The 25,234-nt window shown below is 70.7% G+C and carries 26 protein-coding genes and 1 pseudogene; 12 read left to right on the forward strand and 15 right to left on the reverse strand.

The annotated features are described in order from the left end of the window. Nucleotides 1–64: 64 nt before the first annotated feature. Nucleotides 65–1,048, reverse strand: a pseudogene (locus tag ACWCQM_RS38250) (ABC transporter permease); the annotation flags it as partial. A gap of 107 nt (nt 1,049–1,155) precedes the next feature. Here ACWCQM_RS38250 and ACWCQM_RS38255 point away from each other — a divergent pair. From ACWCQM_RS38255 to ACWCQM_RS38290, 8 genes are all read left to right on the forward strand, one after another. Then, complete coding sequence (locus ACWCQM_RS38255; protein WP_450919688.1) at nt 1,156–1,776, forward strand: TetR/AcrR family transcriptional regulator; 621 nt, start codon at nt 1,156–1,158, stop codon at nt 1,774–1,776. A gap of 139 nt (nt 1,777–1,915) precedes the next feature. Beyond that, a complete protein-coding gene (locus ACWCQM_RS38260; protein WP_267077082.1) occupies nt 1,916–2,218 on the forward strand; it encodes an urease subunit gamma in 303 nt (100 codons plus the stop codon). A 14-nt stretch (nt 2,219–2,232) separates the two neighbouring features. Continuing rightward, nucleotides 2,233–2,544, forward strand: a complete 312-nt coding sequence (locus tag ACWCQM_RS38265) for an urease subunit beta (protein ID WP_450919689.1) — start codon at nt 2,233–2,235, stop codon at nt 2,542–2,544. After that, nucleotides 2,537–4,258 carry an urease subunit alpha gene (locus ACWCQM_RS38270; protein WP_450919690.1) on the forward strand — a complete coding sequence of 574 codons (1,722 nt, stop codon included), beginning with the start codon at nt 2,537–2,539 and terminating at the stop codon, nt 4,256–4,258. Before ACWCQM_RS38265 ends, ACWCQM_RS38270 begins: the two co-directional genes overlap by 8 nt. Nucleotides 4,259–4,275: 17 nt before the next feature. Further along, nucleotides 4,276–4,941, forward strand: a complete 666-nt coding sequence (locus ACWCQM_RS38275; protein WP_450919691.1) for an urease accessory protein UreF — start codon at nt 4,276–4,278, stop codon at nt 4,939–4,941. 42 nt (nt 4,942–4,983) lie between these two features. Beyond that, on the forward strand, nt 4,984–5,661 hold the full coding sequence (gene ureG / locus ACWCQM_RS38280; RefSeq protein ID WP_450919692.1) for an urease accessory protein UreG: 678 nt from the start codon (nt 4,984–4,986) through the stop codon (nt 5,659–5,661). Next, nucleotides 5,658–6,443, forward strand: a complete 786-nt coding sequence (locus ACWCQM_RS38285) for an urease accessory protein UreD (protein ID WP_450919693.1) — start codon at nt 5,658–5,660, stop codon at nt 6,441–6,443. Before ureG ends, ACWCQM_RS38285 begins: the two co-directional genes overlap by 4 nt. Before the next feature lie 153 nt (nt 6,444–6,596). Beyond that, nucleotides 6,597–8,174, forward strand: coding sequence for an alpha/beta hydrolase (locus ACWCQM_RS38290; RefSeq protein WP_450919694.1), 1,578 nt, complete (start codon nt 6,597–6,599; stop codon nt 8,172–8,174). A 52-nt stretch (nt 8,175–8,226) separates the two neighbouring features. On the opposite strand, the gene ACWCQM_RS38295 is transcribed toward ACWCQM_RS38290, so the two are convergent. From ACWCQM_RS38295 to ACWCQM_RS38310, 4 genes are all read right to left on the reverse strand, one after another. Then, on the reverse strand, nt 8,227–9,252 hold the full coding sequence (locus tag ACWCQM_RS38295; RefSeq protein WP_450919730.1) for an NAD-dependent epimerase/dehydratase family protein: 1,026 nt from the start codon (nt 9,250–9,252) through the stop codon (nt 8,227–8,229). Between the two features lie 86 nt (nt 9,253–9,338). After that, nucleotides 9,339–10,049, reverse strand: a complete 711-nt coding sequence (locus ACWCQM_RS38300; RefSeq protein WP_450919695.1) for a lysophospholipid acyltransferase family protein — start codon at nt 10,047–10,049, stop codon at nt 9,339–9,341. A 226-nt stretch (nt 10,050–10,275) separates the two neighbouring features. Then, the gene (locus ACWCQM_RS38305) at nt 10,276–11,859 is read right to left on the reverse strand and encodes an AbgT family transporter (protein WP_450919696.1); all 1,584 of its coding nucleotides are present in this window, start codon (nt 11,857–11,859) and stop codon (nt 10,276–10,278) included. After that, on the reverse strand, nt 11,856–13,175 hold the full coding sequence (locus tag ACWCQM_RS38310; protein WP_450919697.1) for an amidohydrolase family protein: 1,320 nt from the start codon (nt 13,173–13,175) through the stop codon (nt 11,856–11,858). The genes ACWCQM_RS38305 and ACWCQM_RS38310 overlap by 4 nt, the downstream gene beginning before the upstream one ends. A 91-nt stretch (nt 13,176–13,266) precedes the next feature. Between ACWCQM_RS38310 and ACWCQM_RS38315 the strand changes: the two genes are divergently transcribed. After that, nucleotides 13,267–14,292 (forward strand): AsnC family transcriptional regulator, encoded by a 1,026-nt coding sequence (locus ACWCQM_RS38315; protein ID WP_450919698.1) that lies wholly within the window; start codon nt 13,267–13,269, stop codon nt 14,290–14,292. Nucleotides 14,293–14,316: 24 nt separating this feature from the next. Here ACWCQM_RS38315 and ACWCQM_RS38320 read toward each other — a convergent pair whose 3' ends face one another. From ACWCQM_RS38320 to ACWCQM_RS38340, 5 genes are all read right to left on the reverse strand, one after another. Next, a complete protein-coding gene (locus tag ACWCQM_RS38320; RefSeq protein ID WP_107103313.1) occupies nt 14,317–14,475 on the reverse strand; it encodes a hypothetical protein in 159 nt (52 codons plus the stop codon). A 67-nt stretch (nt 14,476–14,542) separates the two neighbouring features. Continuing rightward, complete coding sequence (locus ACWCQM_RS38325; protein WP_450919699.1) at nt 14,543–15,493, reverse strand: cytochrome c oxidase assembly protein; 951 nt, start codon at nt 15,491–15,493, stop codon at nt 14,543–14,545. A 111-nt stretch (nt 15,494–15,604) separates the two neighbouring features. Next, nucleotides 15,605–16,630: a 6-phosphofructokinase gene (locus ACWCQM_RS38330; RefSeq protein ID WP_450919700.1), complete on the reverse strand. Its 1,026-nt coding sequence runs from the start codon at nt 16,628–16,630 to the stop codon at nt 15,605–15,607. Nucleotides 16,631–16,817: 187 nt separating this feature from the next. Beyond that, nucleotides 16,818–17,546, reverse strand: coding sequence for a type 1 glutamine amidotransferase (locus tag ACWCQM_RS38335; RefSeq protein ID WP_450919701.1), 729 nt, complete (start codon nt 17,544–17,546; stop codon nt 16,818–16,820). A gap of 34 nt (nt 17,547–17,580) precedes the next feature. Further along, nucleotides 17,581–18,819, reverse strand: a complete 1,239-nt coding sequence (locus ACWCQM_RS38340; RefSeq protein WP_073750015.1) for a Mur ligase family protein — start codon at nt 18,817–18,819, stop codon at nt 17,581–17,583. A 114-nt stretch (nt 18,820–18,933) separates the two neighbouring features. Between ACWCQM_RS38340 and def the strand changes: the two genes are divergently transcribed. Then, nucleotides 18,934–19,485: a peptide deformylase gene (def, locus tag ACWCQM_RS38345; RefSeq protein WP_450919702.1), complete on the forward strand. Its 552-nt coding sequence runs from the start codon at nt 18,934–18,936 to the stop codon at nt 19,483–19,485. Nucleotides 19,486–19,521: 36 nt separating this feature from the next. On the opposite strand, the gene ACWCQM_RS38350 is transcribed toward def, so the two are convergent. Then, a complete protein-coding gene (locus ACWCQM_RS38350) occupies nt 19,522–20,172 on the reverse strand; it encodes a TetR family transcriptional regulator (RefSeq protein ID WP_450919703.1) in 651 nt (216 codons plus the stop codon). A gap of 177 nt (nt 20,173–20,349) precedes the next feature. Here ACWCQM_RS38350 and ACWCQM_RS38355 point away from each other — a divergent pair, with 177 nt between their 5' ends. Beyond that, the gene (locus ACWCQM_RS38355) at nt 20,350–21,576 is read left to right on the forward strand and encodes an acyl-CoA dehydrogenase family protein (RefSeq protein WP_450919704.1); all 1,227 of its coding nucleotides are present in this window, start codon (nt 20,350–20,352) and stop codon (nt 21,574–21,576) included. Between the two features lie 77 nt (nt 21,577–21,653). On the opposite strand, the gene ACWCQM_RS38360 is transcribed toward ACWCQM_RS38355, so the two are convergent. Genes ACWCQM_RS38360 through ACWCQM_RS38370 form a run of 3 tightly spaced genes read right to left on the reverse strand, consistent with a single transcriptional unit; the run spans nt 21,654 to nt 23,312 of the window. After that, nucleotides 21,654–22,142 carry a glutathione peroxidase gene (locus tag ACWCQM_RS38360; protein ID WP_450919705.1) on the reverse strand — a complete coding sequence of 163 codons (489 nt, stop codon included), beginning with the start codon at nt 22,140–22,142 and terminating at the stop codon, nt 21,654–21,656. A gap of 31 nt (nt 22,143–22,173) precedes the next feature. After that, nucleotides 22,174–22,725, reverse strand: coding sequence for a GNAT family N-acetyltransferase (locus tag ACWCQM_RS38365; RefSeq protein ID WP_450919706.1), 552 nt, complete (start codon nt 22,723–22,725; stop codon nt 22,174–22,176). A gap of 20 nt (nt 22,726–22,745) precedes the next feature. Continuing rightward, nucleotides 22,746–23,312, reverse strand: a complete 567-nt coding sequence (locus tag ACWCQM_RS38370) for a helix-turn-helix domain-containing protein (RefSeq protein WP_450919707.1) — start codon at nt 23,310–23,312, stop codon at nt 22,746–22,748. A gap of 146 nt (nt 23,313–23,458) precedes the next feature. On the opposite strand from ACWCQM_RS38370, the gene ACWCQM_RS38375 reads away from it, so the two are divergent. Further along, nucleotides 23,459–23,890 carry a DUF7144 family membrane protein gene (locus ACWCQM_RS38375; RefSeq protein ID WP_450919708.1) on the forward strand — a complete coding sequence of 144 codons (432 nt, stop codon included), beginning with the start codon at nt 23,459–23,461 and terminating at the stop codon, nt 23,888–23,890. Here ACWCQM_RS38375 and ACWCQM_RS38380 read toward each other — a convergent pair. After that, entirely contained in the window at nt 23,847–25,181 is a 1,335-nt protein-coding gene (locus ACWCQM_RS38380; protein WP_450919709.1) for a chloride channel protein, read from the reverse strand. The genes ACWCQM_RS38375 and ACWCQM_RS38380 overlap by 44 nt on opposite strands. Nucleotides 25,182–25,234 lie beyond the last annotated feature (53 nt).

Raw genomic sequence — 25,234 nt, forward strand, 5'->3', positions numbered from 1 at the left:
TGCGTGTGCAGGCCGGGCTTACTTCCTGCTGTAGTTCGGTGCTTCGACCGTCATCTGGATGTCGTGCGGGTGGCTTTCCTTGAGACCCGCCGACGGGTTCCGCAGCGGGCTCCGGGCGCCTGCGGCCTCCGATCAGTACGGCGGCCAGGCCCAGCAGCGCCCAGAGCGCCAGCGTCAGGGCGGGGCCGCCGGATGCGCTCCCGTCGAAGAAGGCGACCGAGCGCAGCAGGGAACCGCCCGCGCCCGGCGGCAGCCACTGGCCGATCATGCCGAGCGGCTCGGGGAGCAGTTCAGGGGCGCTGGTGACGCCGGAGGAGGGATTGCCCAGCAGTACGACCAGCAGCGCCCCGAGGCCGATGCCCCGCGTGCCGATCAGGGCGCCGAGCCCTCCGACCGTCGCGCCCGCCGCCAGCGCGGTCAGCCCGATGGCACCCGCCTCTGCCCACCAGTCGCCCGTGAGAACGCCGAGCCAGCTGTGGGCCATGGAGGTGGCGGCCATCCCGGCCAGTGCCGCCGCACCGGTCAGGGCCGCGACCGCCCATCCGCCGCGCACCTTCATCAGGGTCACCAGGGCCCCGGCCGCCACGCCGGCGAGCGTGAGCGGGAGGACGCTCGCGCCGAGCGCGCTGCCACGCGGGTCGGTGGAGGGCGCCGCGACGACATCGGTCACCGGGACGGTGGTTCCGTCCGGCGCCGCCGCCGTGACGGCCTCGGTCAGCAGCTGGGCCACGACCGGGCTCGCCGCGGACGCGGTGAGTAGCTGGGGGCCCTTCGCCGTGACCACGACCGCGCCGTATACGGCCCGGTCCTCGATCGCGGCGCGGGCCGCGGACTCGTCGGCGTAACGGTGGATCTCGAAGGCGCCCTCGCGTCCCTCGAACCGCTCGGCCAGCCGGTCGGCCGCCGGTGACGCGCCGGCGATGCCCACGGGCAGGTCCCGGGGTGCCATCCGTGCCGCGGGCCAGGAGAAGGCCCAGAGTGCGAGTGTCACGATCAGGGGGACGAGCAGGATGACCGCCACCGCGCGGCGGCTGGGGGCAGCAGGCATGAGGCGTGCCTCGATTCAAAGAGAAGGATCGTTCGTTTTGTTATGGGTCCACTGTCGTGCCGCGTGGGAAGCTTGTCAAGAATGAATGTTCGTTTTAGGTTGGCCGCATGGCACGCGTATCTCAGGAGCACCTCGACGCCCGCCGCCGGCAGATCCTCCAGGGGGCCGCCCGCTGCTTCGCCGTCAATGGCTTCCACGGCACATCGATGCAGGACGTACTGAAGGAGATCGGGCTGTCCGCGGGGGCCGTCTACCGCTATTTCGCGGGCAAGGAGGAGCTGATCACGGCCATCGCGGGCGAGGCCTTCGCGAGCATCCGCCAGGCGTTCGAGGAGGCCGCGGACATCACCCCGCCGCCCACCCCGGACGTGCTCCTCGGCAGGGTGATGCGCGGGATCCTGTCCGGGCGGATGTATGGCCTGGAGCGCCGCGCCTGTGCCGCCCTCATCGTCCAGGTGTGGGCCGAGACCCTGCGCGACGAGCGGCTGGCACAGGTGCTCGATGACGGTTACACCGGCATGCGTGTGGCCTGGGCGAAGCTGGTCGAGGCGTACCGGGCGGCCGGCATCCTGCACTCCGACGTGCCTGCCGATGATGTCGCCCGCACGATGATCGCCGTGGCTCAGGGCTTCGTGACTCAGGAAGCGCTCTTCGGCGGGGTGGAGCCCGAGGTCCTGGAGAACGGGCTGCGCGGGCTGATGTCCATGGATCCGCAAAAGATCAGTTAACGCGCCGGAAAAACTTTCGCCCTAACGTGCAATACCTGGCCGCGGAATCCTCTTCATCGTTCAACAGAGTGTTGAAGGCGGGATAGGGTCCCGCTGCGCCCGGGGCAGGTACCGGGCGGAAGACGAAGAGGGTGGAAGCGTGCAACTGACTCCGCACGAACAGGAACGCCTGCTCATCCATGTGGCGGCCGATGTCGCAGAGAAGCGCAGGGCGCGCGGACTGCGGCTGAACCACCCCGAGGCGATCGCGCTGATCACCTCCCACCTTCTGGAAGGCGCGCGCGACGGCCGGACCGTGGCCGAACTCATGGCCTCCGGACGGAAGGTGCTCACCCGCGACGACGTCATGGAAGGCATCCCCGAGATGATCCACGACGTCCAGGTCGAGGCCACCTTCCCGGACGGCACCAAGCTCGTCACCGTCCACGACCCGATCGTCTGACGGGGGAGCAGCAGATGATTCCCGGAGAGATCCTGTACGCGAAGGCCCCGGTGCCGCTCAACGAGGGGCGCCCCGTCACCCGCCTCACCGTCCTCAACGCGGCGGACCGGCCCGTCCAGGTCGGTTCCCACTACCACTTCGCCGAGGCGAACACGGGCCTGGACTTCGACCGCGCCGCCGCCCACGGGCTGCGGCTGAACATCGCCGCCGGAACCGCCGTGCGCTTCGAGCCCGGCATCCCCGTCGACGTCGAACTCGTCCCGCTCGCAGGCCTGCGCATCGTCCCCGGACTGCGCGGCGACACCGGAGGTCCCCTCGATGCCTGAGCTCAGCCGCCCCGTGTACGCCGATCTGTTCGGCCCCACCACGGGCGACCGCATCCGCCTCGCCGACACCGATCTCGTCGTGGAGATCGAGGAGGACAGGTCCGGCGGTCCCGGACGGTCCGGTGACGAGGCCGTGTTCGGCGGCGGCAAGGTGATCCGTGAGTCGATGGGCCAGGCGCGCACCACCCGTGCCGAAGGTGCGCCCGACACGGTGATCACCGGCGCCGTCATCATCGACCACTGGGGCATCGTCAAGGCCGACATCGGCATCCGTGACGGCCGCATCACCGGCATCGGCAAGGCCGGGAACCCGGACACGATGGACGGCGTCCACCCCGATCTGGTCATCGGCCCCGAGACCGAGATCATCGCCGGGAACGGCAAGTTCGTCACGGCGGGGGCCATCGACGCGCACGTCCACTTCATCTCGCCGACCCTCGTCGACCAGGCGCTCTCCTCCGGGATCACCACGCTGGTCGGAGGCGGCACCGGGCCGGCCGAAGGCACCAAGGCGACGACGATCACCCCCGGCCCCTGGCACCTTGCCCGGATGTTCGAGGCGCTCGACGGCTATCCCGTCAACATCGGTCTGCTCGGCAAGGGCAACACCATGTCCCGCGAGGCGATGCACTCCCAGCTTCGCGCAGGCGCCCTGGGATTCAAGATCCACGAGGACTGGGGCGCCACCCCCGCGGTCATCGACGCCTGCCTGAGCGTCTGCGAGGAGACCGGCGCCCAGCTCGCCATCCACACCGACACGCTCAACGAGGCCGGGTTCGTCGCCGACACGCTGGCCGCCATCGCGGGGCGCTCCATCCATGCGTACCACACCGAAGGCGCGGGCGGCGGGCACGCGCCCGACATCATCAGCGTGGTCTCGGAACCGTACGTCCTGCCCAGCTCCACCAACCCGACGCGGCCGCACACCGTCAACACCATCGAGGAACACCTCGACATGCTGATGGTCTGCCACCACCTCAATCCCACGGTGCCGGAGGACCTCGCCTTCGCGGAGTCCCGGATCAGGCCCTCGACCATCGCCGCGGAGGACATCCTCCACGACCTCGGAGCCATCTCGATCATCTCCTCGGACTCCCAGGCGATGGGCCGCATCGGCGAGGTGATCCTGCGGACCTGGCAGACCGCCCACGTGATGAAGCGGCGGCGCGGTGCCCTGCCGGGCGACGGCCGGGCCGACAACCACCGGGCACGTCGCTATGTCGCCAAATACACGATCAACCCGGCCGTCGCCCAGGGCCTGGACCGGGAGATCGGGTCCGTCGAGACGGGCAAGCTCGCCGACCTGGTGATCTGGGACCCGGCCTTCTTCGGCGTCAAGCCGCAGACCGTGATCAAGGGCGGCCAGATCGCGTACGCGCAGATGGGCGACGCCAACGCCTCGATCCCCACCCCGCAACCGGTCATGCCGCGCCCGATGTTCGGGGCCGTGGGCCGGGCACCCGCGTCCAACTCCTTCAACTTCGTCTCCTCGGCCGCCGTCCAGGACGGGCTGCCGGAGCGTCTGGGACTCGGCAAGCGGTTCGTGCCGATCACCAGTACCCGGGGCGTCACCAAGGCGGACATGCGGGAGAACGACGCCCTGCCCCGGGTCGAGGTCGACCCCGACAGCTTCGCCGTCACCATCGACGGCGATCCGGTCGAACCCGCACCGGCCGCCGAACTTCCCATGGCCCAGCGCTACTTCCTCTTCTGAGGGCAGGACAGCACTCCATGACGACGCGCTCAGCCCTGCTCGTCCTCGCCGACGGCCGGTTCCCCGCCGGTGGCCACGCCCACTCCGGTGGCGCCGAACCGGCCGTCAAGGCAGGACACATCCGCAACGCCCAGGACCTGGAGGACTTCTGCCTGGGCAGGCTCCACACCACCGGTCTCACCTCCGCCGCACTCGCCGCAGCCGCGGCGCAGGGCCTCGACCCGCTCGCGCTCGACGAGGCCGCCGACGCCCGGACGCCCTCACCGGCGCTCAGGAACGTCGCGCGCAAGCTCGGACGCCAGATGATGCGGGCCGCACGGGCCACCTGGCCCAGCCCCGAGCTGACCGCGCTCGCCGAAGCCCGGCCGCGCGGTGCCCACCAGCCCGTCGTCCTCGGCCTCACGGCCCGGGCCGCGGGTCTGGGGCCGGCCGACGCCGCGCACTGCGTCGCCTACGAGACGGTCAGCGGCCCGGCCACCGCCGTGGTCCGGCTGCTGTCCCTCGACCCCTTCGAGGCCACCGCCGTCCTCGCCCGGCTCGCACCCGCACTCGACCTGGTCGCGGAACAGGCCGCACAGGCCGCGCGCGACGGCATCGACGCGCTTCCCGCCGCGTCGGCGCCGCTGCTCGACATCGCGGCCGAGGCCCACGCGGCCTGGCCGGTCCGCCTGTTCGCGTCCTGACACCGACCCCCGCCGCACCACCTTCACCAGGAGCCGCATCCCATGCACCTCGATCACGCCCACAACGCGCCCGCGGCCGTCAGCGCCGACGCCGCACGCCCCGACGGCACCCGCCGCGCCCTGCGCATCGGCCTCGGCGGGCCGGTGGGTTCCGGCAAGACCGCGACCGTCGCCGCCCTCTGCCGCGCGCTGCGCGACCGGATCTCCATCGCGGTCGTCACCAACGACATCTACACCCGCGAGGACGCCGCCTTCCTGCTCCGCAACGCCGTGCTGCCGCCCGAGCGCATCCAGGCTGTCGAGACCGGAGCCTGCCCGCACACTGCCATCCGCGACGACATCTCCGCCAACCTCGAAGCGGTCGAGGACCTCGAGGACTCCGTGGGGCCGCTCGACCTGATCCTCGTCGAATCGGGCGGCGACAACCTGACCGCCACCTTCTCCAAGGGGCTCGTCGACGCCCAGGTCTTCGTCATCGACGTGGCGGGCGGCGACGACATCCCGCGCAAGGGCGGTCCCGGTGTCACCACTGCCGACCTGCTCGTCATCAACAAGACGGATCTCGCCCCGTACGTCGGCTCCGATCTGGAGCGGATGGCCCGCGACGCCGCCGAGCAGCGCGGCGAACTCCCCGTGGTGTTCACCTCGCTGCGGGGCGCCGAGGGTGTGGCACCCGTCGCCGACTGGGTGCGGGCGCAGCTCGCGGCCTGGGCCGCATGAGCGTCGCAGCCACCGCCCGGATCGCCGCCGTCGCCGACGGACGGGGTGCCACGGCGCTGCCGGTGCTGAAGAGCGAGGGGCCGCTGGCCCTGCGCCGCACGAGGTCCCCGGACACGGCGTACACGCGTGTCACCGTGGTCGGAGCGATGAGCGCGCCCCTGGGCGGTGACCGGCTCGCCGTCGAGGTGCGGGCCGAGGAGGGCGCGCGGCTGAGCGTGGACTCCGCCGCGGCGACCGTCGCGCTGCCGGGCGCCGGCCCGGACGCGGGACCGGCCACGTACGACGTGCGGCTGAGCGTGGGGGAGGAGGCGGAACTCCGCTGGCTCCCCGAACAGCTCGTCTCCGCCCACGGCAGCGATCTGAGGATGACCACCCGGGCCGAACTCGCCGCCACCGCACGCCTGGTACTCCGCGAGGAACAGGTCCTGGGCCGGCACGGCGAACCCACGGGCCGGCTCACCACCCGCCTGACCGTCCGGAGGGCCGGCCGCCCGCTGCTCGACCAGCAGCTGGCGTACGGCCCCGGGGCGCCCGGCGGCTGGGACGGACCCGCCGTCCTGGGCGGCCACCGGGCCGTCGGGCAACTCCTGGTGGTAGACCCGTCGTTCGACGACGGGCTTCCCGCAGCCCGGGCGCTGGGCCCCACCGCCGCACTGACTCCGCTGGCGGGACCCGCCGTCCTGGTGACGGCGCTCGCCGCGGACGCACGGCTGCTGCGGGCGGTGCTGGACGAGGCTCTGGAGGAGCTGCTGAAGGCGACAAGGTCCCTCCGGACGAGTTGAGTTCGCTCAGCGGGACAGCGGACACCGGTTATTGGTTCGGTAAAGAAACACGTGTACGCCCTGTTCTCAGCAGGCTCACAGACGAAAGGATCCCCGGGACGCGGAAAAAGCCGCGACGCCACGCGTGGCGCAACACACAGGGGGAGGTTCCACTTGAGACGCACAGCGGTGCTCGGTTCGGCCGGCACACTGATCGCGGGCACGCTCATAGCCGGAGCGATAGCCGCACCGGCGGCAGGTGCCGACAGCCGCCATCACGGCGACCAGGAGGCGCGCGGCGTGCAGACGGCCGCGGCCAGGGCCGCGCGAGCCGGGATCGACTGGACCGACTGTCCGGCCGACTGGGCCATCGCCGCACCCATCCAGTGCGGCTGGGTGACCGTGCCGCTCGACTACAGCAAGCCGAACGGCAAGCAGATCAAGCTCGCGGTCGACCGGCATGTCAGCACGGGCACGAAGGACGAGCGCCAGGGCGCCCTCGTCTACAACCCCGGAGGCCCCGGCGGCTCCGGGATGGCCTTCCCGAAGCGCATCATCAACAAGAACCCGCTCTGGACGAAGGTCGCGAAGGCATACGACTTCGTCGGCTTCGACCCTCGCGGGGTCGGCCACTCGGCGCCGATCTCCTGCATCGACCCGCAGGAGTTCGTGAAGGCCCCGAAGGCGGACCCGGTGCCCGACAGCGAGGCCGACAAACGCGCACAGCGCAAGCTCGCCGCCGAGTACGCCGACGGCTGCGCCGAGCGCAGCGGCGACATGCTGCCGCACATGACCACGCCGAACACCGCCCGCGACCTGGACGTCATCCGTGCCGCGCTCGGTGAGAAGAAGCTGAACTTCCTGGGTGTCTCCTACGGCACCTACCTCGGCGCGGTCTACGGCACGCTCTTCCCGTCGCACGTACGCCGCATGGTCGTCGACAGCGTGGTCAACCCCGCGAAGGACAACATCTGGTACGAGGCCAACCTCAACCAGGACATCGCCTTCCAGACACGCTGGGACGACTGGAAGGCCTGGGTGGCGAAGAACGACGCCGCCTACCACATCGGCGACACGCCGGAGAAGGTCGAGCAGGCTTGGCTGACCCTGCGCGCGGCGGCCAAGAAGAACCCGATCGGTGGCGTCGTCGGCCCTGCCGAGCTCATCGGATTCTTCCAGAGTGCGCCGTACTACGACTCCGCCTGGGCGCCCACCGCCCAGATCTGGAGCGACTACCTGGGCGGCGACACCCAGGCGCTGATCGACGCCGCGGCACCCGACCTGTCGGACACCGCGGGCAACATCAGCTCGGAGAACGGCAACGCCGTCTACACGGCGGTCGAGTGCGCCGACGCCAAGTGGCCCACCAGCTGGCAGAAGTGGGACCGCGACAACACCAGGCTGCACAAGGACTACCCGTTCATGACCTGGGCCAACGCCTGGATGAACCTCCCCTGTGCGACCTGGCCGTCCAAGCAGCAGACGCCGCTGGACGTGCGGACCGGCAAGGGACTGCCCCCGGTGCTGATCGTGCAGTCCACGCGTGACGCGGCCACCCCGTACGAGGGGGCCGTCGAGTTGCACAAGCGGTTCAAGGGCTCCCGCCTCATCACGGAGGAGGGCGCCGGATCGCACGGTGTCACCGGTCTGGTCAACCCCTGCGTCAACGAGCGGGTGGACACCTACCTGCTCACCGGGACGACCGACCGGCGCGATGTGACGTGCACGCCGCACGCCACACCGAAGCCGTGAGCACCATCTGAGACGAGGGCGGGCGGCCGGTGTTCTCCGCGGCCGCCCGCCCTCACGCCTCCCGGCCGTGCCGCGCCAGCCAGACGTCCTCCGCCGCGTAGTCGAAGAGGCCCTCTCCGTAGGTCGCCACCATCTTCGGGAAGGCCTGCTTCCAGTCCCGTCCCGCCAGTTGTGCGGTGAGCCACTCGACGGTCCCCGGCAGCGAATCCGTGTAGTCCGTCACCGCGCGATAGCCGAGCTCCCGTTCCGCGAGCGACATGTCGTAGACCACGGGATGCGCGCCGGACCACGGCGTGTCCCCGACACCGCTCTCGGGGGCTCCCGGCATCAGCACCGTCTCGGTGGTGAGGCCGAGCACGTCGTCGACGGCGGCGCCGATCTCGGCGACCGTAGGGACCCGGGGGTCTCCCGCGTTGAGCACCCGGGACCGGGGGTTCCCGGCCGCGAGCCGTATCAGCTCGGCGAGGTTGGACACATGGACCGGGTGGAAACGGCTCGTCCCGCGGTGGGCGAGGACCCGCCTCCTGCGGCCGTCCAGCAGGCGCTTGACGAAGTACAGCTCGCGCGGTGTGCGGCAGTGCTCGCCGTGCACCGCACCCGCCCGCAGCAGCGTCACCGGCAACGCGTCGCCCGCCGCGAGCAGTTCCTCCTCCAGGGCGACCTTCCGCGTCCCGTACGTCGCGTCCCCGGGAGCCACCGTGGGCTGCGACTCCGGGATCGGCACCGGATACTCCGGGAAACCGTCGGGTTCGCCCTGGGTGTCGAAACTCCGGCCGCGGCCGTCCGCGTAGACCGCGCCGCTGGAGATGACGACCGCGGAACCGGCCCGGTCGCCGAGTCCCGCCAGCTGGACGGCGTGATCCCGGCCGAAGGCGACCATGTCGACCAGTACGTCGCAGCCGTCGCCCAGCGCCGCCGCCAGCGCCCCCTTCTCCTCCCTGTCCACCGCGACGGCGCGGACGCCGTCGTCCCAGGTTGCGTCCCGGCCGCCTCCGCGTGAGGCGGCGGTCACCTCCCAGCCGTCCTCGGCCAGGGCCCGCACCGCTGCCCGGCCGATCTGTCCCGTGGCGCCCAGCACGAACGCTCGTCCTCCGCTCATGCAAGGGACGCTACGGCCGCCTCAGCTCCGGGACCAGGGAAATCTGCCGGCAGCAGATTTCACGCTCAGCGTGGCCGGCGCGGGGACTTCTTGGACTGCTCGGCCTGGGCGGCCTTGGCCTTGACGGCGTACTCATCGACGTACTCCTGCCCGGAGAGGCCGAGGATGGCGTACATGATCTCGTCCGTGACCGCCCGGATCGCCGCCTTCTGGTCCTCCAGGCCGGCGTAGCGGGAGAAGTCCAGCGGTTCCCCGAAGCGGATCGTGACCCGCTTGATGCTGGGCACCTTCTGGCCGGGCGGCTGGATCTCGAAGGTGCCGACCATCGCGCAGGGGATGACCGGGACGCCCGCCTTGATCGCCATCACGGCGACCCCGACCTTGCCCTTGTACAGCCGGCCGTCGTGCGAGCGCGTGCCCTCAGGGTAGATGCCCAGCAGTTCACCCTTGCCCAGCACCCCGAGGCCCTCGCGGATGGCGGCCTGTCCCGCCTCCTTGCCCGACCGGTCCACCGGGATCTGCCCGATGCTGTGGAAGAAGGCTGCGGTCAGCTTGCCCTTGATGCCGGGGCCGGTGAAGTACTCCGCCTTCGCGAGGAAGGTGATGCGGCGCCTGAGGATCGCGGGCATCAGGAAGTGGTCCGAGAACGAGAGGTGATTGCCCGCGACGATGGCGGCACCGTCGTCGGGAATGTGCTCCAGCCCCTCGATACGGGGGCGGAACACCAGCCGGAGCAGGGGGCCCAGCACGACGTACTTCAGGACGTAATAGAACACAGCTTCTCTCCTAGCCTTCCGGACCGGGCCGGCTGCCGCATTCTGCCGGGTCGCACATGACAGTGTTGCTCTTCACCGACTCGTCTGACGAGTCATCAGTCGGCAGACCGTTCGAAGTCCGTCCCTCTCCCGGGTGATCGATCGTAGCTCCGATCCCGGTTGATGAGCGGGTGCGAGACCACGGAAGGGGCCCGCGCCAGGGCCCCTTCCGTCGCCGGAGGAACCGTCAGCCCTGGTGGATGCCGGCCCCCGGGCCGAGCGGCAGGTCGAAGCCGTAGAAGACCGCCAGGGCGATCAGCCAGGCCACCAGGAAGGGGACGACGAAGACGAACAGGCGGGAGAGGATCGTGCCCAGCTTCGCGTCGGGTTCGTAGCGGCGCAGGATGATCAGCATCAGGAAGACGTACGGGTTCAGCGGTGTGATCATCTGGGTGGCCGAGTCGCCGATGCGGAACGCCGCCTGGGTGACCGCCGGCGACAGGCCGATGAGCATGAACGCCGGTACGAAGACCGGGGCGACCAGGGACCACAGCGCCGAGCCCGAGGTCACGAACAGGTTCAGCAGACAGACCAGCAGGACGAAGAGGACCAGCCCCGTGAAGCCGGTGAGCCCGGCGGACTCCAGGAGCGCGGCGCCCTTCACAGCCAGCAGTGTGCCGACGTTCGACCAGTCGAAGACGCCGATGACCTGGGCGATCACCAGGATCAGGACGATGTACGCGGACATGCCGGTGATCGAGTCGGCCATGAGCTCCGGGACGTCGCCCGCCTTGCGCACCTTTCCGGTGACCTTGCCGTAGACGATGCCGGCGAGCAGGAACGCGACGAACAGCAGCGGCACGATGCCGGTCAGCACCGGTGAGGGCACCAGCGCGCCACCCTCACCGCGCAGCGCCGAGCCGGGCAGCAGCCAGCAGACGATGACCACGGCCGCGTACACCAGGACCGTCAGCCCGGCGAGGCGGAGCCCGCGGCGCTCGGCGGCGGTGACCTCCAGGGTGGGCCGGTAGCCGCCGTCGTCGGCCGTCGTGCCGTCGTCACCCGGAGCCGCGGCCTCCACCGCGGCGGGCAGCCGCGGTTCGAGGACGCGGTCGATGAGGAAGCCGCCGATGAGGGCCAGGAAGACGCTCGCCGTCGCGGTGAAGAAGTAGTTGACGAGGATGTGGGTGGGCGCGTCCTCCCCGCCGGGCAGGACGGCGGCGGCCTGCTGGGTGATGCCCGTGTACAGGGCGTCCAGCGCGCCGATGGAGAAGCCCGCCGCGTAACCGGCGCAGACACAGGCGAACCCGCCGATCAGACCGGCGATCGGGTTCCGCCCGGCGCCCTTGAAGACGAGCGCTGCCAGCGGCGGGATGATCAGGATCGCCACGTCGCTCATCAGGTGGCCCTGCGCGGCGACGAACGCCACCAGATAGGGCAGCACCGCCTTGGGCGCGCGGCCGATGGAGACGCGGACCGCCGTCTCCAGCATTCCCGTACGTTCCGCGACCCCCACGGCGGCCATCATGAGCAGCACAGTGCCCAGCGACGGGAAGCCGGTGAAGTTGGGGATGAAGTTCTCCAGCAGCCAGGTGATCCCCTCGCCGGTGAAGAGGCCCTTCACCTCGAGCACCTCGTCGTCGCCCGGCACCGTCACCGTTGCTCCCCCGGCGGCCAGCGCGGTGGAGATGACGCCGAGGAGGGCGAAGATGCAGAGGAACAGCACGACGGGGTGCGGGAGCTTGTTGCCCGCGCGCTCGATGCCGCCGAGCACCTTGTCGAGCAGAGCGTTGCCGCCCGTCGTCGCGGGGGTCTGTGTCCGTGACGTCACCGGCCCTCCTCCACCGTGTCGGGGCTCTCGCCCGCGGATCGCGTGAGCAGGTCCTTCCGCACGGCCCCGCGCTGCGCGACGAGGACGACGCGCGAGGGGTCGGTGAGTACGGAGATGTCGCTCAGCGGATCACCGTCGCACACCACCAGGTCGGCCTCCTTGCCGGCCTCCAGCGTGCCGATCCGGTCGTCGAGGCCGAGGAGCTGGGCCGAAGTGAGCGTGCCCGCGGTGATCGCCTGGAGCGGGGTCATGCCGAGCGACGTCAGGTGGAGGAGCTCGCGCAGATTGCGGCCGTGCGGAACCATCGCCGCGTCGGTCCCCATGGCGATCTTCACCCCGTCGGCGATGGCGGCGGCGATGTTGGTGCGCGTGATGTCCGACCAGCGGAGCTTCTTCTCGTAGTGGAAGGGTTCCATGGTCGCTTTGTCGATACCGTCGAACACCGTGGAGAGTGTCGGCACGAGGAACACTCCGTGCTCCCCGGCGAGCTCCCTGGCCTGCGCGGTCATGCCGTACCCGTGCTCGACGCTGGTGACACCGCCCCGGATCGCGTTGAGGATGCCGGCCGTGCCCTGGGCGTGCGCGGCGACGGGACGGCCGCCGTGCCGGCCGGTCTCCTCCACGACGGCGCGGATCTCCTCGACGGTGAGGCCCTCGTCGTCGGGCTGGTCGTACGGGCTCGACATGCCGCCGGTGGCGCATATCTTGATCACATCGGCGCCGGAGCGCAGCAGCCTGCGCACCGCGAGGCGCACCTCGTCGGGCGTGTCCGCGACCTCGCCCATGCCGTCGCTGGTGTCGAAGCCGCAGTCGGTGTGGAAGTCGGCGTGGCCGCCGGTGTGGCTGAGGATCCGCACGGCCGTGTGCAGGCGCGGGCCCGCGGTCAGGCCCTGGGCGACGGCGTCCCGGAACCCGGCGGACAGCCCGCCCAGGTCGCGGGCGGTGGTGACACCGGCGTCCAGGGTGAGCCGCAGCCGGCCGGCCGCGCGGAAGACCTCCATGGCGGGGTCCTCGGCGAAACGGCGCACCATGTGGCGCGCCGACTCGACACCGAGGTGCACATGGGCGTCGACGAAACCGGGGAGCACGGTGCGGCCCCCGACATCGAGGGTGCGTACGCCGTCCCGCGCCGGGGGAGCGGTGACGGCGGGCCCGGCGTGGACGATCACACCGCGGTCGTCCACGTCGACCACGGCGTCGGCCACCGGCTCGCAGCCGGTGCCGTCGATCAGCCGGGCGCCGGTCAGACGCAGCGAGGCCGAGGCGGGCAGTACGGGGGCGGTGGGCGCGGGGGAGAGGAAGGGCGGAGTGCTCATGGCGAGCTACCTTCCAGAACCGGAATTACGCGCCCGTAAAATCGCCGGATCAGGACAAGATCTCTCCCCGTACGCAGGATTCGGTCACCCCATGCAGACGCAGAATATGGCGCACCCCGACGAACTGGATCTCGCGATCATCCACGCCCTGCAGATGCAGCCGAGGGTGCCGTGGACGCTGCTCGGCGACGTCCTGGGCATCGACCCGGTGACCGCCGCCCGGCGGTGGGCCCGGCTGGAGCGGACGGGGACGGCCTGGGTGGACGGCTATCTCTCGCCCGGCCGCGACGACGGGGTGTATGCCCAGGTCGAGATCGACCTGGGCGGTCTGCCCGCCGAATCCACGCTGGACAGCCTGTCGAGGGACAGCCGCATCCTCAGCCTCAAGCAGACGACCGGCAGCCGGGACCTCCTCGCCATCGCGGGCGCCGCGGACCTCGACGACCTCTCACGCCTCGTCGGCGAGCGCATCGCCCCACTGCCCGGCATCCGGACCACCCGGGTGCACGTGATCACCGCCGTGCCGTTCGAAGGCGATCAGTGGCGGCTGCGCAGCCTCAGCAAGGCACAGCAGAAGGCGCTCACGGTGCCCCGGGACGAGGTGCCCGACGAGCCCCTGCGGCCGGTCGACCGGGAGCTGGCCCTCGCGCTCGGCCACGACGGCCGGATGCCGGTCCGCGACCTCGCGGCGGCCGCCGGCACGAGCACGGCCACCGTCCGCCGCCGGCTGCGGGTGCTCACGGGAAACCGGCGGCTCTCGCTGCGCTGCACGCTCGCCCGGCCGCTCACCGGCTTTCCGGTCTCGGTGGTGTACTTCGCGTCCGTCCCGGCCCGTCACCTGGAGGACACCGTCGCCTCGCTCCGTACGCTGCCCGAGCTGCGCATGTGCAGCGTGACCACCGGCCGCGACAACCTGATCCTCGACCTGTGGCAGCGCGACCTGTCCGACGTCCACAGCATGGAGGCCCACCTGGAGAGCCGGCTCGCGGATCACCAGCTGCGCATCACCGAGCGTGCGATCGTGCTGCGGACCGTGAAGCACGTCGGGCGCATCCTGGACCGGCGCGGCCGCAGCGTCGGGCTCGCGCCGGTGAACTACTGGGCGGAGCCCTCCTGACCCCCGGGACGGCGCCGGGCCGCCTCAGGTGTCGCGGGTGGCGAGCATCCCCAGAGTGGCCAGCCCCAGCACCACCCAGCCGAACCACAGCCAGCCGTTGCTCCCCAGTGCCACCGTGTATGCCGTCACCGCGACCAGCGCGCCGACGGTGAGCACCCCCATGGTCTTCGTGGATCCAGGCATGAGCGCACGCTCCTCACCCGGCCGCACGGCCGTTGGAGCCATGGTCACCCCTGGGGCGGGCTCACCGCTACTGCCCGCGTGCCTGCAATGAGGCGAGATAGGCGTTGTACGCCTTCAGCTCCTGGTCCCCGTCGCGGTCGGCCGCACGGTCGGAACGCTTCGCCGTCCGCTGCTCGGAGCGGTACCACTGGAAGACCAGCGCGATCAGTACCAGTACGGACGGGATCTCGCTGAACGCCCACGCGATACCGCCCGCCACCGACTGGTCGCTCAGCGCGTCGATGCCGAGCGAGGCGGGCGGATTCTCGTACGCCTTCACCATCGGCTGGCTCGCCATCATCAGCGCGATCCCGAAGAACGCGTGGAAGGGCATGCCCGCGAAGAGCTCCAGCATCCGCATGACGTAGCCGGGGCGGTGCGGGCCCGGGTCGACGCCCATGATCGGCCAGAAGAACACCAGGCCGACCGCCAGGAAGTGCACCATCATCGCGATGTGGCCGGTCTTCGACTCCATCAGGAAGTCGAACAACGGGGTGAAGTAGAGCGCGTACAGACTCGCGATGAACAGCGGGATCGTGAACGCCGGGTGCGTGATGATCTTCATGTAGCGGCTGTGGAGGAGCTTCAGCAGCAGCTCGCGCGGACCCGTACGGTCGCGCCCCGTCACCGGCAGCGCCCGCAGCGCGAGCGTGATCGGGGCACCCAGCAGGAGCAGGATCGGCGACACCATGCTGATGACCATGTGCTGCACCATGTGCACGCTGAACATGACCATGCCGTAGTCGTTCAGGCCGGTGCACATCACCAGGGCGATGGACAGCACACCGAGGACGAAGAAGATGACCCGGTTCACCGGCCAGCCGTCGCCCCGCCCCCGGAGCCGCAGCACCCCGTACGCGTACAGGACCAGCGCGACGACGCAGCTGACGAGGAAGAACGGGTCCGCGGAGAATTCGAGCCCACGTCCCAGCGTGAACGGCGGCAGATCCATGTTCATGCCGTGCCCGCTGTGATCCATCTGTTCACTCCCGCTGGGGACGTCCCCGATTCGTGCCGGTTGTCCGGACCAGAGTAGAACCGCCCCCGGCCGCGAGTGCGGCCGGGGGCGGTTCGTGGGACGTCGTGGCGGTCAGAGAACGACCTGTGCCTCGGCGTAACGCTCGGCGGGCACCGTCTTGAGGGTCTCCACTGCGGCGGCCAGCGGAACCATCGTGATGTCCGTGCCGCGCAGCGCCGTCATCATGCCGAACTCGCCGCGGTGCGCCGCCTCCACCGCGTGCCAGCCGAAGCGGGTGGCCAGGACGCGGTCGTACGCGGTCGGGGTGCCGCCGCGCTGGACATGGCCGAGGATCACCGGGCGGGCCTCCTTGCCGAGGCGCTGCTCCAGCTCGCCGGAGAGCTGCGTCGCCACACCGGCGAAGCGCTCGTGGCCGTAGATGTCCTTGGTGCCCTGGTTGAACGCCATGGAGCCCTCGCGGGGCTTGGCGCCCTCCGCGACGACGACGATCGCGAACTTCTTGCCGTCCGAGAACCGCCGGCCGACCAGCTCGGTCAGCTCGTCGATGTCGAAGGGGCGCTCCGGTACGACGATGGCGTGCGCACCGGCCGCCATACCCGAGTGCAGCGCGATCCAGCCGGTGTGGCGGCCCATGACCTCGACGATCAGCACCCGCTGGTGGGACTCGGCCGTGGTCTTCAGCCGGTCCAGCGCCTCGGTCGCGACGCCGACGGCGGTGTCGAAGCCGAACGTCACATCGGTGGAGGCGATGTCGTTGTCGATGGTCTTGGGGACCCCGACGATGGGCAGCCCCGCCTCGGAGAGCAGGTTGGCCGCCTTGAGCGTGCCCTCGCCGCCGATCGGAATGATCGCGTCCAGTCCGAGATCGGCGACATGGCCCTTGGCCCGCTCCACGCCGTCACGAAGGTGCGCGGGCTGGACACGGGAGGAACCGAGGATGGTGCCGCCGCGAGCGAGGATGCCGCCGACCGCGTCGAGGTCGAGCTTGCGGTAGTCGCACTCGAGGAGGCCCTTCCACCCGTCGTGGAAGCCGATGACCTCGTCGCCGTGGTCGACAACAGCGCGGTGCACGACGGAACGGATGACGGCGTTGAGGCCGGGGCAGTCGCCGCCGGAGGTGAGCACACCAATTCGCATTGCCCGGGAAACCTTTGCAACGTGGGCCGACGCCGGACCACGTCGTCCGGTTGGATCCCCGCCACCCTACCGGCGCGAGGTGACGGGACCGAACCCACTGTCCGACTGCTGGACGTCCACCCGGCGTCCACCCCGCGCGCACACGTGCGGACCGGCCCGGGGAAGGGGCCGGCCCGCAGGGAAACCGTCAGGCCGGCTGGGTCGCCGCGGCGATCCGCTCGGCGCGCAGCGCCTCGTACCACCGGTCGTCGCTCGGCGGCAGCGCGTTCACATCGAGGGCCAGCTTGAGCAGCAGGTCCGCGATGAGCGGGTTGCGCGCGAGCACGGGCCCGTGCATGTACGTACCGAAGACGGTGTCGTTGTACGCGCCCTCCGTGCCGTCACCCGTGCCGTTGCCCCGTCCGAGCCGCACCCGGGCGAACGGGCGTGCCGAAGGGCCGAGATGGGTGACGCCCTGGTGGTTCTCGAAGCCGGTCAGCGGCGGCAGGCCCAGGTTCGGGTCGATGTCGCCGAGCACGTCGCCGACGCACCGGGCGCCCTCGCCACGGGTGGAGACCACGTCGAGCAGCCCGAGGCCGGGCTCCCGCTCGCCGAGGTCGTTGATGAACTCGTGGCCGAGGATCTGATAGCCCGCGCAGACCGAGAAGATGATCGCGCCGTTGGACGCGGCCCTGCTCAGCCCGCCGTCACGGCGCAGCCGCTCCGCGGCGAGCCGCTGCGGCCGGTCCTCACCGCCGCCGATCAGATAGATGTCGCCCGACGTCGGGATGGGCTGGTCGCTGCGGACGTCGACGCGCGCCACGTCCAGACCACGCTGGCGCGCCCGGCGCTCCACCACCAGGGCGTTGCCCTGGTCGCCGTAGGTGCTGAGGAGGTCGGGGTAGACCCACACCAGCCGCAGGCTGTTGTTGCTCATGCTTCGTCCTCTCCGGGGGGAGCCCGCGCGGGGGTCAGTTGCCGACACGACGGCGCAGATCCTGGAAGGCGGTGTAGTTGGCGATGACCTCGATGCGGCCGGGAGGAGCCATCTGGACGGCCTCGTCCAGGGTCTCGCAGACGCGGAAGTCCAGTCCGGCCACCTCGAGCCGGACCGCGAGGTCCAGCTTCCGGTCGCCGAGCACGAAGATCGGGTGGCCGTAGAGCTGGGTGTAGTCCACGTCCCACAGCCAGGAGGTGTCCGTGCCGTCCGCGCCGCGCGCGTTCACGGAGAGGATCACCGGAGTGGGCGGCGGGTCGATCAGGGAGAACGTTTCGAGCCAGCCCGCCGGGTTCTTCGCCAGCAGGAGCCGGAGCTCACGGCCGAGGAAGGAGACGACGTCGTAGCGGCCCGCCACGGCCTGCACCTGGTACATGCGCTCCAGGGCGACCTGCGGCGGTACCCCGAACACAGCGGCCACGGCGGCCGAGCTCGTGGCGTTCGCCTTGTTGGCGCGGCCCGGCAGCTGGAGGTGGATCGGCCACGCGGAACCGTGCGGGTCCAGGACGTAGTCGCCGTTCAGCGCCCAGCTGGGGGCGGGGCGGCGGAAACCGCACTCGCCGCAGAACCAGTCGTCGCCCGGGCGCTGCATCACACCGCCGCAGGACGGGCAGGACCAGGCGTCGTCCTTCCACGCCTGCCCCGCCGCGACCCACACCACATTGGGGGAGGAGGACGCGGCCCACACGATCAGCGGGTCGTCGGCGTTGGCCACGATCACGGCCTTGGAGCCGGACAGTCCCTCACGCCACTTCTCGGCCAGCATCCGGGTCTCCGCCGCGCGGTCCAGCTGGTCGCGGGAGAGGTTGAGCAGCGCGATCACCTTGGGCGTCGTGTCACGTGCCACACCGGCGAGGTACTTCTCGTCCACCTCGATCACGCCGTACTTCGCGTCCGAGCCGCCCGCCAGCGCGGAGGTGATCCCCGCGGGCATGTTGGCTCCGAGTGCGTTGGACACGACGGGCCCCGCGGCCCGCAGCGCCTCGGCGATCAGCCGGGTGGTGGTCGTCTTGCCGTTCGTCGCGGACACGAGGATCACGTCCAGGTGCTGCGCCAGCCGCCCCAGCAGGTCGGGGTCGAGCTTGAGCGCCACCCGGCCGCCGATCACCGATCCGCTGCCGCGCCCCGCAGCGCGCGACACCGCCGCCGCGGCCTTGCCCGCCGTCACGGCGAGCTTGGCCCGCGGCGACAACGGTTCCGTGTTGCCTGCCATCGTCCTAGATCCTCCTTGCGTAAGTCCGCACCCAGCCTATCGATGTCCGGTGCCGCGACCGCACGTCGGCACCACGGCGAACGTGGAGGTCACGTGGAACGTACGCTTCTCCCCATGCGAAACCGCCCGATCCCCGGCAGTTCCGGACGCGTTCGTGCCATGAGCCTGTTCGGTGCCCCGGTGCTGCACGGCCCCTGCGACGACGTCACCGACTTCGGCCCTTCGCTCGCCCGGCTTGTCGAGGACATGTTCGCCACCATGTACGCCGCGAACGGTGTAGGGCTCGCCGCGAACCAGATCGGTGTGCCGCTCAAGGTGTTCGTCTACGACTGCCCGGACGACGACGACGTCCGTCACCTGGGCCACCTCGTCAATCCCGTACTCGTCGAGGCCGACGGGATCACCGTACGCGGACCGGAGGGCTGTCTTTCACTTCCGGGTCTGGAGGCGGGCACGCCGCGCTTCGACCACGCCGTGGTCGAGGGGCGGACCATGACGGGGGAGCCGGTGCGGGTCACCGGCACCGGCTGGTTCGCCCGCTGCCTGCAGCACGAGTGCGACCACCTCGACGGCCTGATCTACACCGACCGGCTGACGGGGCTGCGCCGCACCAGGGCGCTGCGTGCGGCCCGGCGGGCACCCTGGGGCCGCACGTCCGCCACCTGAGCCGCGCGGGGCCCGGTCAGGGCCGGAGAGGTGCTCTCAGAACCCCGGACCGCCCGGGAGGTCGCCGGCGTCGGCCAGCCGGCCCCAGAGCAGGTCGGCGAGGCTGCGTACCAACTGCTCCCGCGAACACGGCCGGTCACCGAGCCACCAGTCGCCGGCCGCGTGCATCATGCCGACGATGCCGTGACCCCAGATGCGCGCCATCTGCTCGCTGTCCGGGCCGAGGTCGACCCGTTCCACGATCACCTTGCCGAGCTCCTCGCCGAGCCGCCGCAGCAGCGGGGCGGAGTGGCGGCCGACGTCGAAGCCCTGCTCGGGCGGGGGCGCCGCGTCGTCGGACGGGTGCATCAGGAAGCGGTAGACCTGGGGGCGTGCCTCGATCGCCGCGAGATAGGTGTCCAGGGTCGCCTCGACCCGCGCGCGCCGCTCGGAAGGCGCGTCGAGTGCGGCCCGCAGGGCGCTGAGGAGGGCATCGGTGTGACGCTTGGCGAGCGCGCGGTACAGCCCGCCCTTGTCGCCGAAGTGCCGGTAGAGGATGGGCTTGGTGATGCCCGCCTCCGCGGCGATCGCGTTCATCGAGGCCTTCGGGCCGTCCCTGAGCACCACTCGGTCCGCGGCTTCGAGCAGCTCCCGGCGGCGCCGCTCGGCCGCCGTCCGCTGCCGCTCGGCCCCTCGTGCGGTCTCCATGTCGTTTCTCCCGCCCCACCCGGCTGTCCTGCGATTTCGTCTCGCCCCCGGGCAACGTAACACCCTGCTCCACCGGGCGCGGATCCCCCCCGCTGACCGGTTGACAGAAGCTACTTGCTGGTAACAGACTGTTGTTACCGCTAGTAACGGGTTTATCCATACGTACGTGGAGGGAAAATGGCCGAGTTCACGCTCGAGCTCAACGACGACCAGAAGCAGGTCCGTGACTGGCTGCACGGATTCGCCGCCGATGTGATCCGGCCGGCCGCTTCGGAGTGGGACGAGCGTGAGGAAACGCCCTGGCCCGTCATCCAGGAGGCGGCCAAGGTCGGCATCTACTCCCTCGACTTCTACGCCCAGCAGTTCTTCGACCCTACGGGCCTGGGCATCCCGATGGCGATGGAGGAGCTCTTCTGGGGTGACGCGGGTATCGCCCTGTCGATCGTCGGCACGGGCCTGGCGGCCGTCGGCGTCCTCGCCAACGGCACCGAGGAGCAGATCGGTACCTGGATCCCCCGGATGTACGGCGACGCCTCCGACGTGAAGGTCGCCGCCTTCTGCTCCTCCGAGCCGGACGCCGGCTCGGACGTGGCGTCGATGCGCACCCGCGCGGTGTACGACGAGGCCAAGGACGAATGGGTGCTCAACGGCACCAAGACCTGGGCGACCAACGGCGGCATCGCCAACGTCCACGTCGTCGTCGCCGTCGTCGACCCGCAGCTGGGCTCGAAGGGCCACGCCTCCTTCATCGTCCCGCCGGCCACCCCGGGGCTCTCGCAGGGGCAGAAGTTCAAGAAGCACGGCATCCGCGCCTCCCACACGGCCGAGGTCGTCCTGGAGGACGTCCGTATCCCCGGCCACTGCCTGCTCGGCGGCAAGGAGAAGCTCGACGAGCGCCTCGCCCGGGCCCGCGAGCGCGCCAAGTCCGGCGGGGAGCGCGTGAAGAACGCGGCGATGGCCACCTTCGAGGCATCCCGCCCCGCGGTGGGTGCCATGGCGGTCGGCACCGCACGCGCCGCCTACGAGGTCGCCCTCGACTACGCGAAGACCCGCAGCCAGTTCGGCCGCCCGATCATCGACAACCAGGGCGTCGCCTTCCAGCTGGCCGACATGCGCACGCAGATCGACGCGGCGCGGCTCCTGGTATGGCGCGCCTCCTGGATGGCGAGCGCGGGCAAGCCGTTCACCGCGGCCGAGGGCTCGATGTCGAAGCTCTACGCGAGCGAGACGGCGAAGTCGGTGACCGCCCAGGCCGTGCAGATCCTCGGCGGCAACGGCTTCACCCGTGAGTACCCGGTCGAGCGCATGCACCGGGACGCCGCGATCTACACCATCTTCGAGGGCACGAGCGAAATCCAGCGCCTGGTGATCGCCCGCACCCTGTCGGGGATGCCGATTCGCTGAGGCGTCCTTTGAGGGTGCGCGAGCGGGGCCGGACCGTCACCCGGTCCGGCCCCGTCCGTGTGTCCCGCCGTCCGCTGCTACCGCGGCAGCTGAGCCTCGATGGCGGCCACGACCTCCGGGGCCTCCGGCTCGGTCCGGGGGCGGATCCGGGCGACGGGCTCGCCGGCGGGGGAGATGAGGAACTTCTCGAAGTTCCACTGGACGTCACCGGCGGCGCCCTCGGAGTCGCTGACCTTGGTCAGCTCCGCGTACAGCGGGTGGCGGTTGTCGCCGTTGACGTCGATCTTCTCCAGGAGGGGGAAGCTGATGCCGTAGGTCGTCGAGCAGAAGGTCTGGATCTCCTCCGCGCTGCCCGGCTCCTGGCCCGCGAACTGGTTGCAGGGGACTCCGAGAACGGTGAACCCGCGGTCCCCGTACTCCTTCTGGAGCCGCTCCAGGCCCGCGTACTGCGGAGTGAGGCCGCACTTGGACGCGACGTTCACCAGCAGGACCGCCGAGCCCTCGTAGGCCCCCAGCGTCGTCGGCTCACCGCTGAGGGTGCGGAGCGGGATGTCATGCAGTGTCATGCGGGAACTCCTCGGTTGCGTGGCGTCGCTCTCATTGTGACGCGCCCTCGCCGGAGGCGGAGAGGCGGCCGAGCGCCTTGTAGTAGAGCGTCGTGCCCTTGAGCGTCCCGGAGGGGTCCGCCGCGTACCAGGGGATGGAGCCGCACCGGATCCACCCCGCCGAGCGGTACAGCCGCTCCGCGACGCTGTCCGTCTCGGTGTCCAGGACGAGCAGCGTCAGACCCTCCTCGGCTGCCCACTCCTCGACGGCACCGAGCAGGGCGCGGCCGACTCCCCGGCCCCGTGCAGAGGGCCTGACGATGAGCTTGGCGACCTCCGCGCGATGGCGGGCGTTGGGCAGGAGGGCCTTGACCAGGCCGATCGTGCCCACCACCCCTTCGTCGTCGCGGGCGATCCAGACCCGGTGACTCCCCGCCTCGACCGCGGCGGCCCGCTCCCGCCACCAGACGGCGGCGTCCGCGCGGTCCACCGGCGCGAGGAAGCCCACCGAGGCCCCGCCCTCCACGGACTCGATCAGTACGGCGGCGAGTTCATCGGCGTAGGTGACCAGCTCGGGGCCGGACACCAGGGCGATCTCGGTCATGGGTATGGGTCCTTTCACATTCACGGCAGGACGATGATCAGTGCGTAGCGGACCCTCTCCGGGCCCGGGCAATGGAAGTTCGAGGGGCCGCGCAGCCGGAAGCGCAGGCAGTCGCCCCGGCGCACGGTGTGCACCGTGCCGTCGACGGTGATCTCGACGGTGCCTTCGAGTACCCAGATATGCTGCTCCACCCCGGGGACGGGCGCGTTCTCGTACGAGACGACGGCACCGGCGTCGAGCGTGCCTTCGATGAGTTCGGCGCGCAGCCCGGCGTGCGGCGGCGAGACCGAGCGGCGTACGAAACCGGTCCGCTCGTCCCGCCAGACCTGCTGGAGTCCGGCCGGAACGAGCTGCGGCGGCTCCGCCTCCACCTCCATCAGCAGCCGGGACATCGTCCGCCCGTACACCGTGCAGAGCTGGCCGAGCACGGTGGTGGTCGGGCTCAGCTCGCCGCGCTCCAGCCGGGACAGCGTCGAGCGGCTCACCCCCGACCGTCCGGCCAGCTCGTCCAGCGACCAGCCGCGTTCGGTGCGGAGCATGCCCAGCCGAGCCGCGAGGCGGTCGTCGACGCTGCCTTCGTCTCTCATATCCGGGACTGTATCTCTCTTCTGAGACATAGGGGACCTGATGATCTGTGGTGCCGATCGAGTGACGACGTGTAAGTCTGATAAAGAGCACATAAGCCGTTATGCGGCTTGTGTTGCGAAGTGACTGGAAACACGAGGAGGCCGACATGGCTGGAAGTGTGAGTGGCACGCGAACGGGCCATGACTCCGCCGGAGGTCGCAAAGCGGCTCCGTCCGGCTGGACCGTCTTCGCCGGAGTGATGATGATCTTCGGTGGGGCCATGGCGATCTTCGAGGGGATCGCCGCCATCGCAGAGGACGACCTGTTCGTCTCGACGCGCAACTACGTGTTCCAGTTCAGCCTGACCGGCTGGGGCTGGGTGCACCTCATTCTGGGCATCGTCGTCGTGGTCGCCGGCTTCGCCCTGTTCAGCGGGGCCCTCTGGGCGCGCTTCGTCGGCGTTCTGCTCGCCGGGCTCCTCGCGCTGGCCAACTTCCTCTGGCTCCCGTACTACCCGTTCTGGTCGATCGTCCTCATCGCGATCAACGTCTTCGTCATCTGGGCGCTGTGCTCGCCGCAGAAGGACGTTCGAGCCTGAGCACGAGAACGTAGGAGACCACCACGGAGACGATCACGAGCGGCATCACGGTGATGCCCTCGGAGCCCAGCAGCAGCGTGGCCAGCAGCACCGACGTCATCGGCAGCCGGAGCATCGCCACACACATCGCACCGATTCCCATCGCGAAACCAGAGGTGGCATTGAGGCCGGGCAGGTGCGAGAGCGCCAGCCCGCCCGCCGCCCCCAGGAGCATCGAGGGGAAGATCGGGCCGCCCCTGAAGGCACTCAGGGACGCCGAGTACGCGAGGGCCTTGCAGACGATCAGCACGAGCAGTGTCCCGACCGCGTACGTCGCGTCCTCGGCGAGCAGCCCGCCCAGGGCGTCCTGGCCCGAATACAGCACCTCGGACGCGTTCCGCCCCGTGCTCTCGGCGTAGAGGAGCGCGAGCACGCCGACCGTCAGGCCCATCACCACCGTCGTGATCACCCGGCGCTGCTCGACCCGCTCCTGAAGGGCCAGGGAGAGCCGCTTGATGCCGGTGCCCACGAAAGCCGCAGCCACCCCGAGGGCGATGGCCCAGCCGAATTCCGCCACGGTCGGATCGGGCGTGTGCGGCACATGGGGAAGCGTCAGGGAGTACGTCCCCAGGCCCGTCCACGAGCCCAGGCCGATGAAGATGAGCGAGCCGATGCCCGAGGCGAGCAGTCCCGGCACGAGTACGAGGCCGAGCGTCATCCCGGCGAGACCCGACGCCTCCATCAGCAGGAACGCGCCGAGGAGCGGCGATCCCAGCAGGGTGCTGACGGCGGCGAAGCTCCCAGCCGCCGCCACCATGGCACTCGCACCCGGCTCGATGCCCGGCTTGAGCAGGCGCACGGCGTAGACGGCCAGTCCGCCGCCGAGGGCGATGAGGGGGGCCTCGGGGCCGAGGACCGCTCCGAGTGCGAGGGACGCCAGGGCGGCGAGCGCGACCCCCGGAAGTTCCGCGGCCGTCGGGGCCCCCGAGTTCACGAAGCCCTCGGCCGGCTTGTGCCCGCCCGTCCCGGGGAGGTGACGGATGGCCAGCGCGGTCAGCAGCCCCGACACCGCCAGCAGCGGCACCGGCCACCAGGACGGCGTGCCGTCGAAGCCCAGTGCGCGGGGGAGGTCCTCGTAGGTCAGGGACTCGACCTCATGGATGAGCGCCAGGAAGCCGAACGCCGCGGCGGAGATGGGGACTCCGAGCGCCGCCACCATGATCAGCAGCACCGCGTAACTCCGGCTGCGGATCACCGTGAGCGGATCAGGCGAGTCCGTGCCGGGCGTTCCGGCCGGTTCGGCCATGGTCATGGTCTCCTCGGTGTCGGGTCCCGCGCGGGGCGTAACGCCCGCCCGGGGTCCAC

The sequence above is a fragment of the Streptomyces sp. NPDC002125 genome (assembly GCF_053593715.1).

Coding starts and splice junctions, on each gene's coding strand:
- ACWCQM_RS38255 (WP_450919688.1), top strand. CDS start 1,156: ATGGCACGCGTATCTCAGGAGCACCTCGACGCCCGCCGCCGGCAGATC.
- ACWCQM_RS38265 (WP_450919689.1), top strand. CDS start 2,233: ATGATTCCCGGAGAGATCCTGTACGCGAAGGCCCCGGTGCCGCTCAAC.
- ACWCQM_RS38270 (WP_450919690.1), top strand. CDS start 2,537: ATGCCTGAGCTCAGCCGCCCCGTGTACGCCGATCTGTTCGGCCCCACC.
- ACWCQM_RS38275 (WP_450919691.1), top strand. CDS start 4,276: ATGACGACGCGCTCAGCCCTGCTCGTCCTCGCCGACGGCCGGTTCCCC.
- ureG (WP_450919692.1), top strand. CDS start 4,984: ATGCACCTCGATCACGCCCACAACGCGCCCGCGGCCGTCAGCGCCGAC.
- ACWCQM_RS38285 (WP_450919693.1), top strand. CDS start 5,658: ATGAGCGTCGCAGCCACCGCCCGGATCGCCGCCGTCGCCGACGGACGG.
- ACWCQM_RS38310 (WP_450919697.1), bottom strand. CDS start 13,175: ATGAGCACTCCGCCCTTCCTCTCCCCCGCGCCCACCGCCCCCGTACTG.
- ACWCQM_RS38315 (WP_450919698.1), top strand. CDS start 13,267: ATGCAGACGCAGAATATGGCGCACCCCGACGAACTGGATCTCGCGATC.
- ACWCQM_RS38320 (WP_107103313.1), bottom strand. CDS start 14,475: ATGCCTGGATCCACGAAGACCATGGGGGTGCTCACCGTCGGCGCGCTG.
- ACWCQM_RS38325 (WP_450919699.1), bottom strand. CDS start 15,493: ATGGATCACAGCGGGCACGGCATGAACATGGATCTGCCGCCGTTCACG.
- ACWCQM_RS38330 (WP_450919700.1), bottom strand. CDS start 16,630: ATGCGAATTGGTGTGCTCACCTCCGGCGGCGACTGCCCCGGCCTCAAC.
- ACWCQM_RS38335 (WP_450919701.1), bottom strand. CDS start 17,546: ATGAGCAACAACAGCCTGCGGCTGGTGTGGGTCTACCCCGACCTCCTC.
- ACWCQM_RS38340 (WP_073750015.1), bottom strand. CDS start 18,819: ATGGCAGGCAACACGGAACCGTTGTCGCCGCGGGCCAAGCTCGCCGTG.
- def (WP_450919702.1), top strand. CDS start 18,934: ATGCGAAACCGCCCGATCCCCGGCAGTTCCGGACGCGTTCGTGCCATG.
- ACWCQM_RS38350 (WP_450919703.1), bottom strand. CDS start 20,172: ATGGAGACCGCACGAGGGGCCGAGCGGCAGCGGACGGCGGCCGAGCGG.
- ACWCQM_RS38355 (WP_450919704.1), top strand. CDS start 20,350: ATGGCCGAGTTCACGCTCGAGCTCAACGACGACCAGAAGCAGGTCCGT.
- ACWCQM_RS38360 (WP_450919705.1), bottom strand. CDS start 22,142: ATGACACTGCATGACATCCCGCTCCGCACCCTCAGCGGTGAGCCGACG.
- ACWCQM_RS38365 (WP_450919706.1), bottom strand. CDS start 22,725: ATGACCGAGATCGCCCTGGTGTCCGGCCCCGAGCTGGTCACCTACGCC.
- ACWCQM_RS38370 (WP_450919707.1), bottom strand. CDS start 23,312: ATGAGAGACGAAGGCAGCGTCGACGACCGCCTCGCGGCTCGGCTGGGC.
- ACWCQM_RS38375 (WP_450919708.1), top strand. CDS start 23,459: ATGGCTGGAAGTGTGAGTGGCACGCGAACGGGCCATGACTCCGCCGGA.
- ACWCQM_RS38380 (WP_450919709.1), bottom strand. CDS start 25,181: ATGACCATGGCCGAACCGGCCGGAACGCCCGGCACGGACTCGCCTGAT.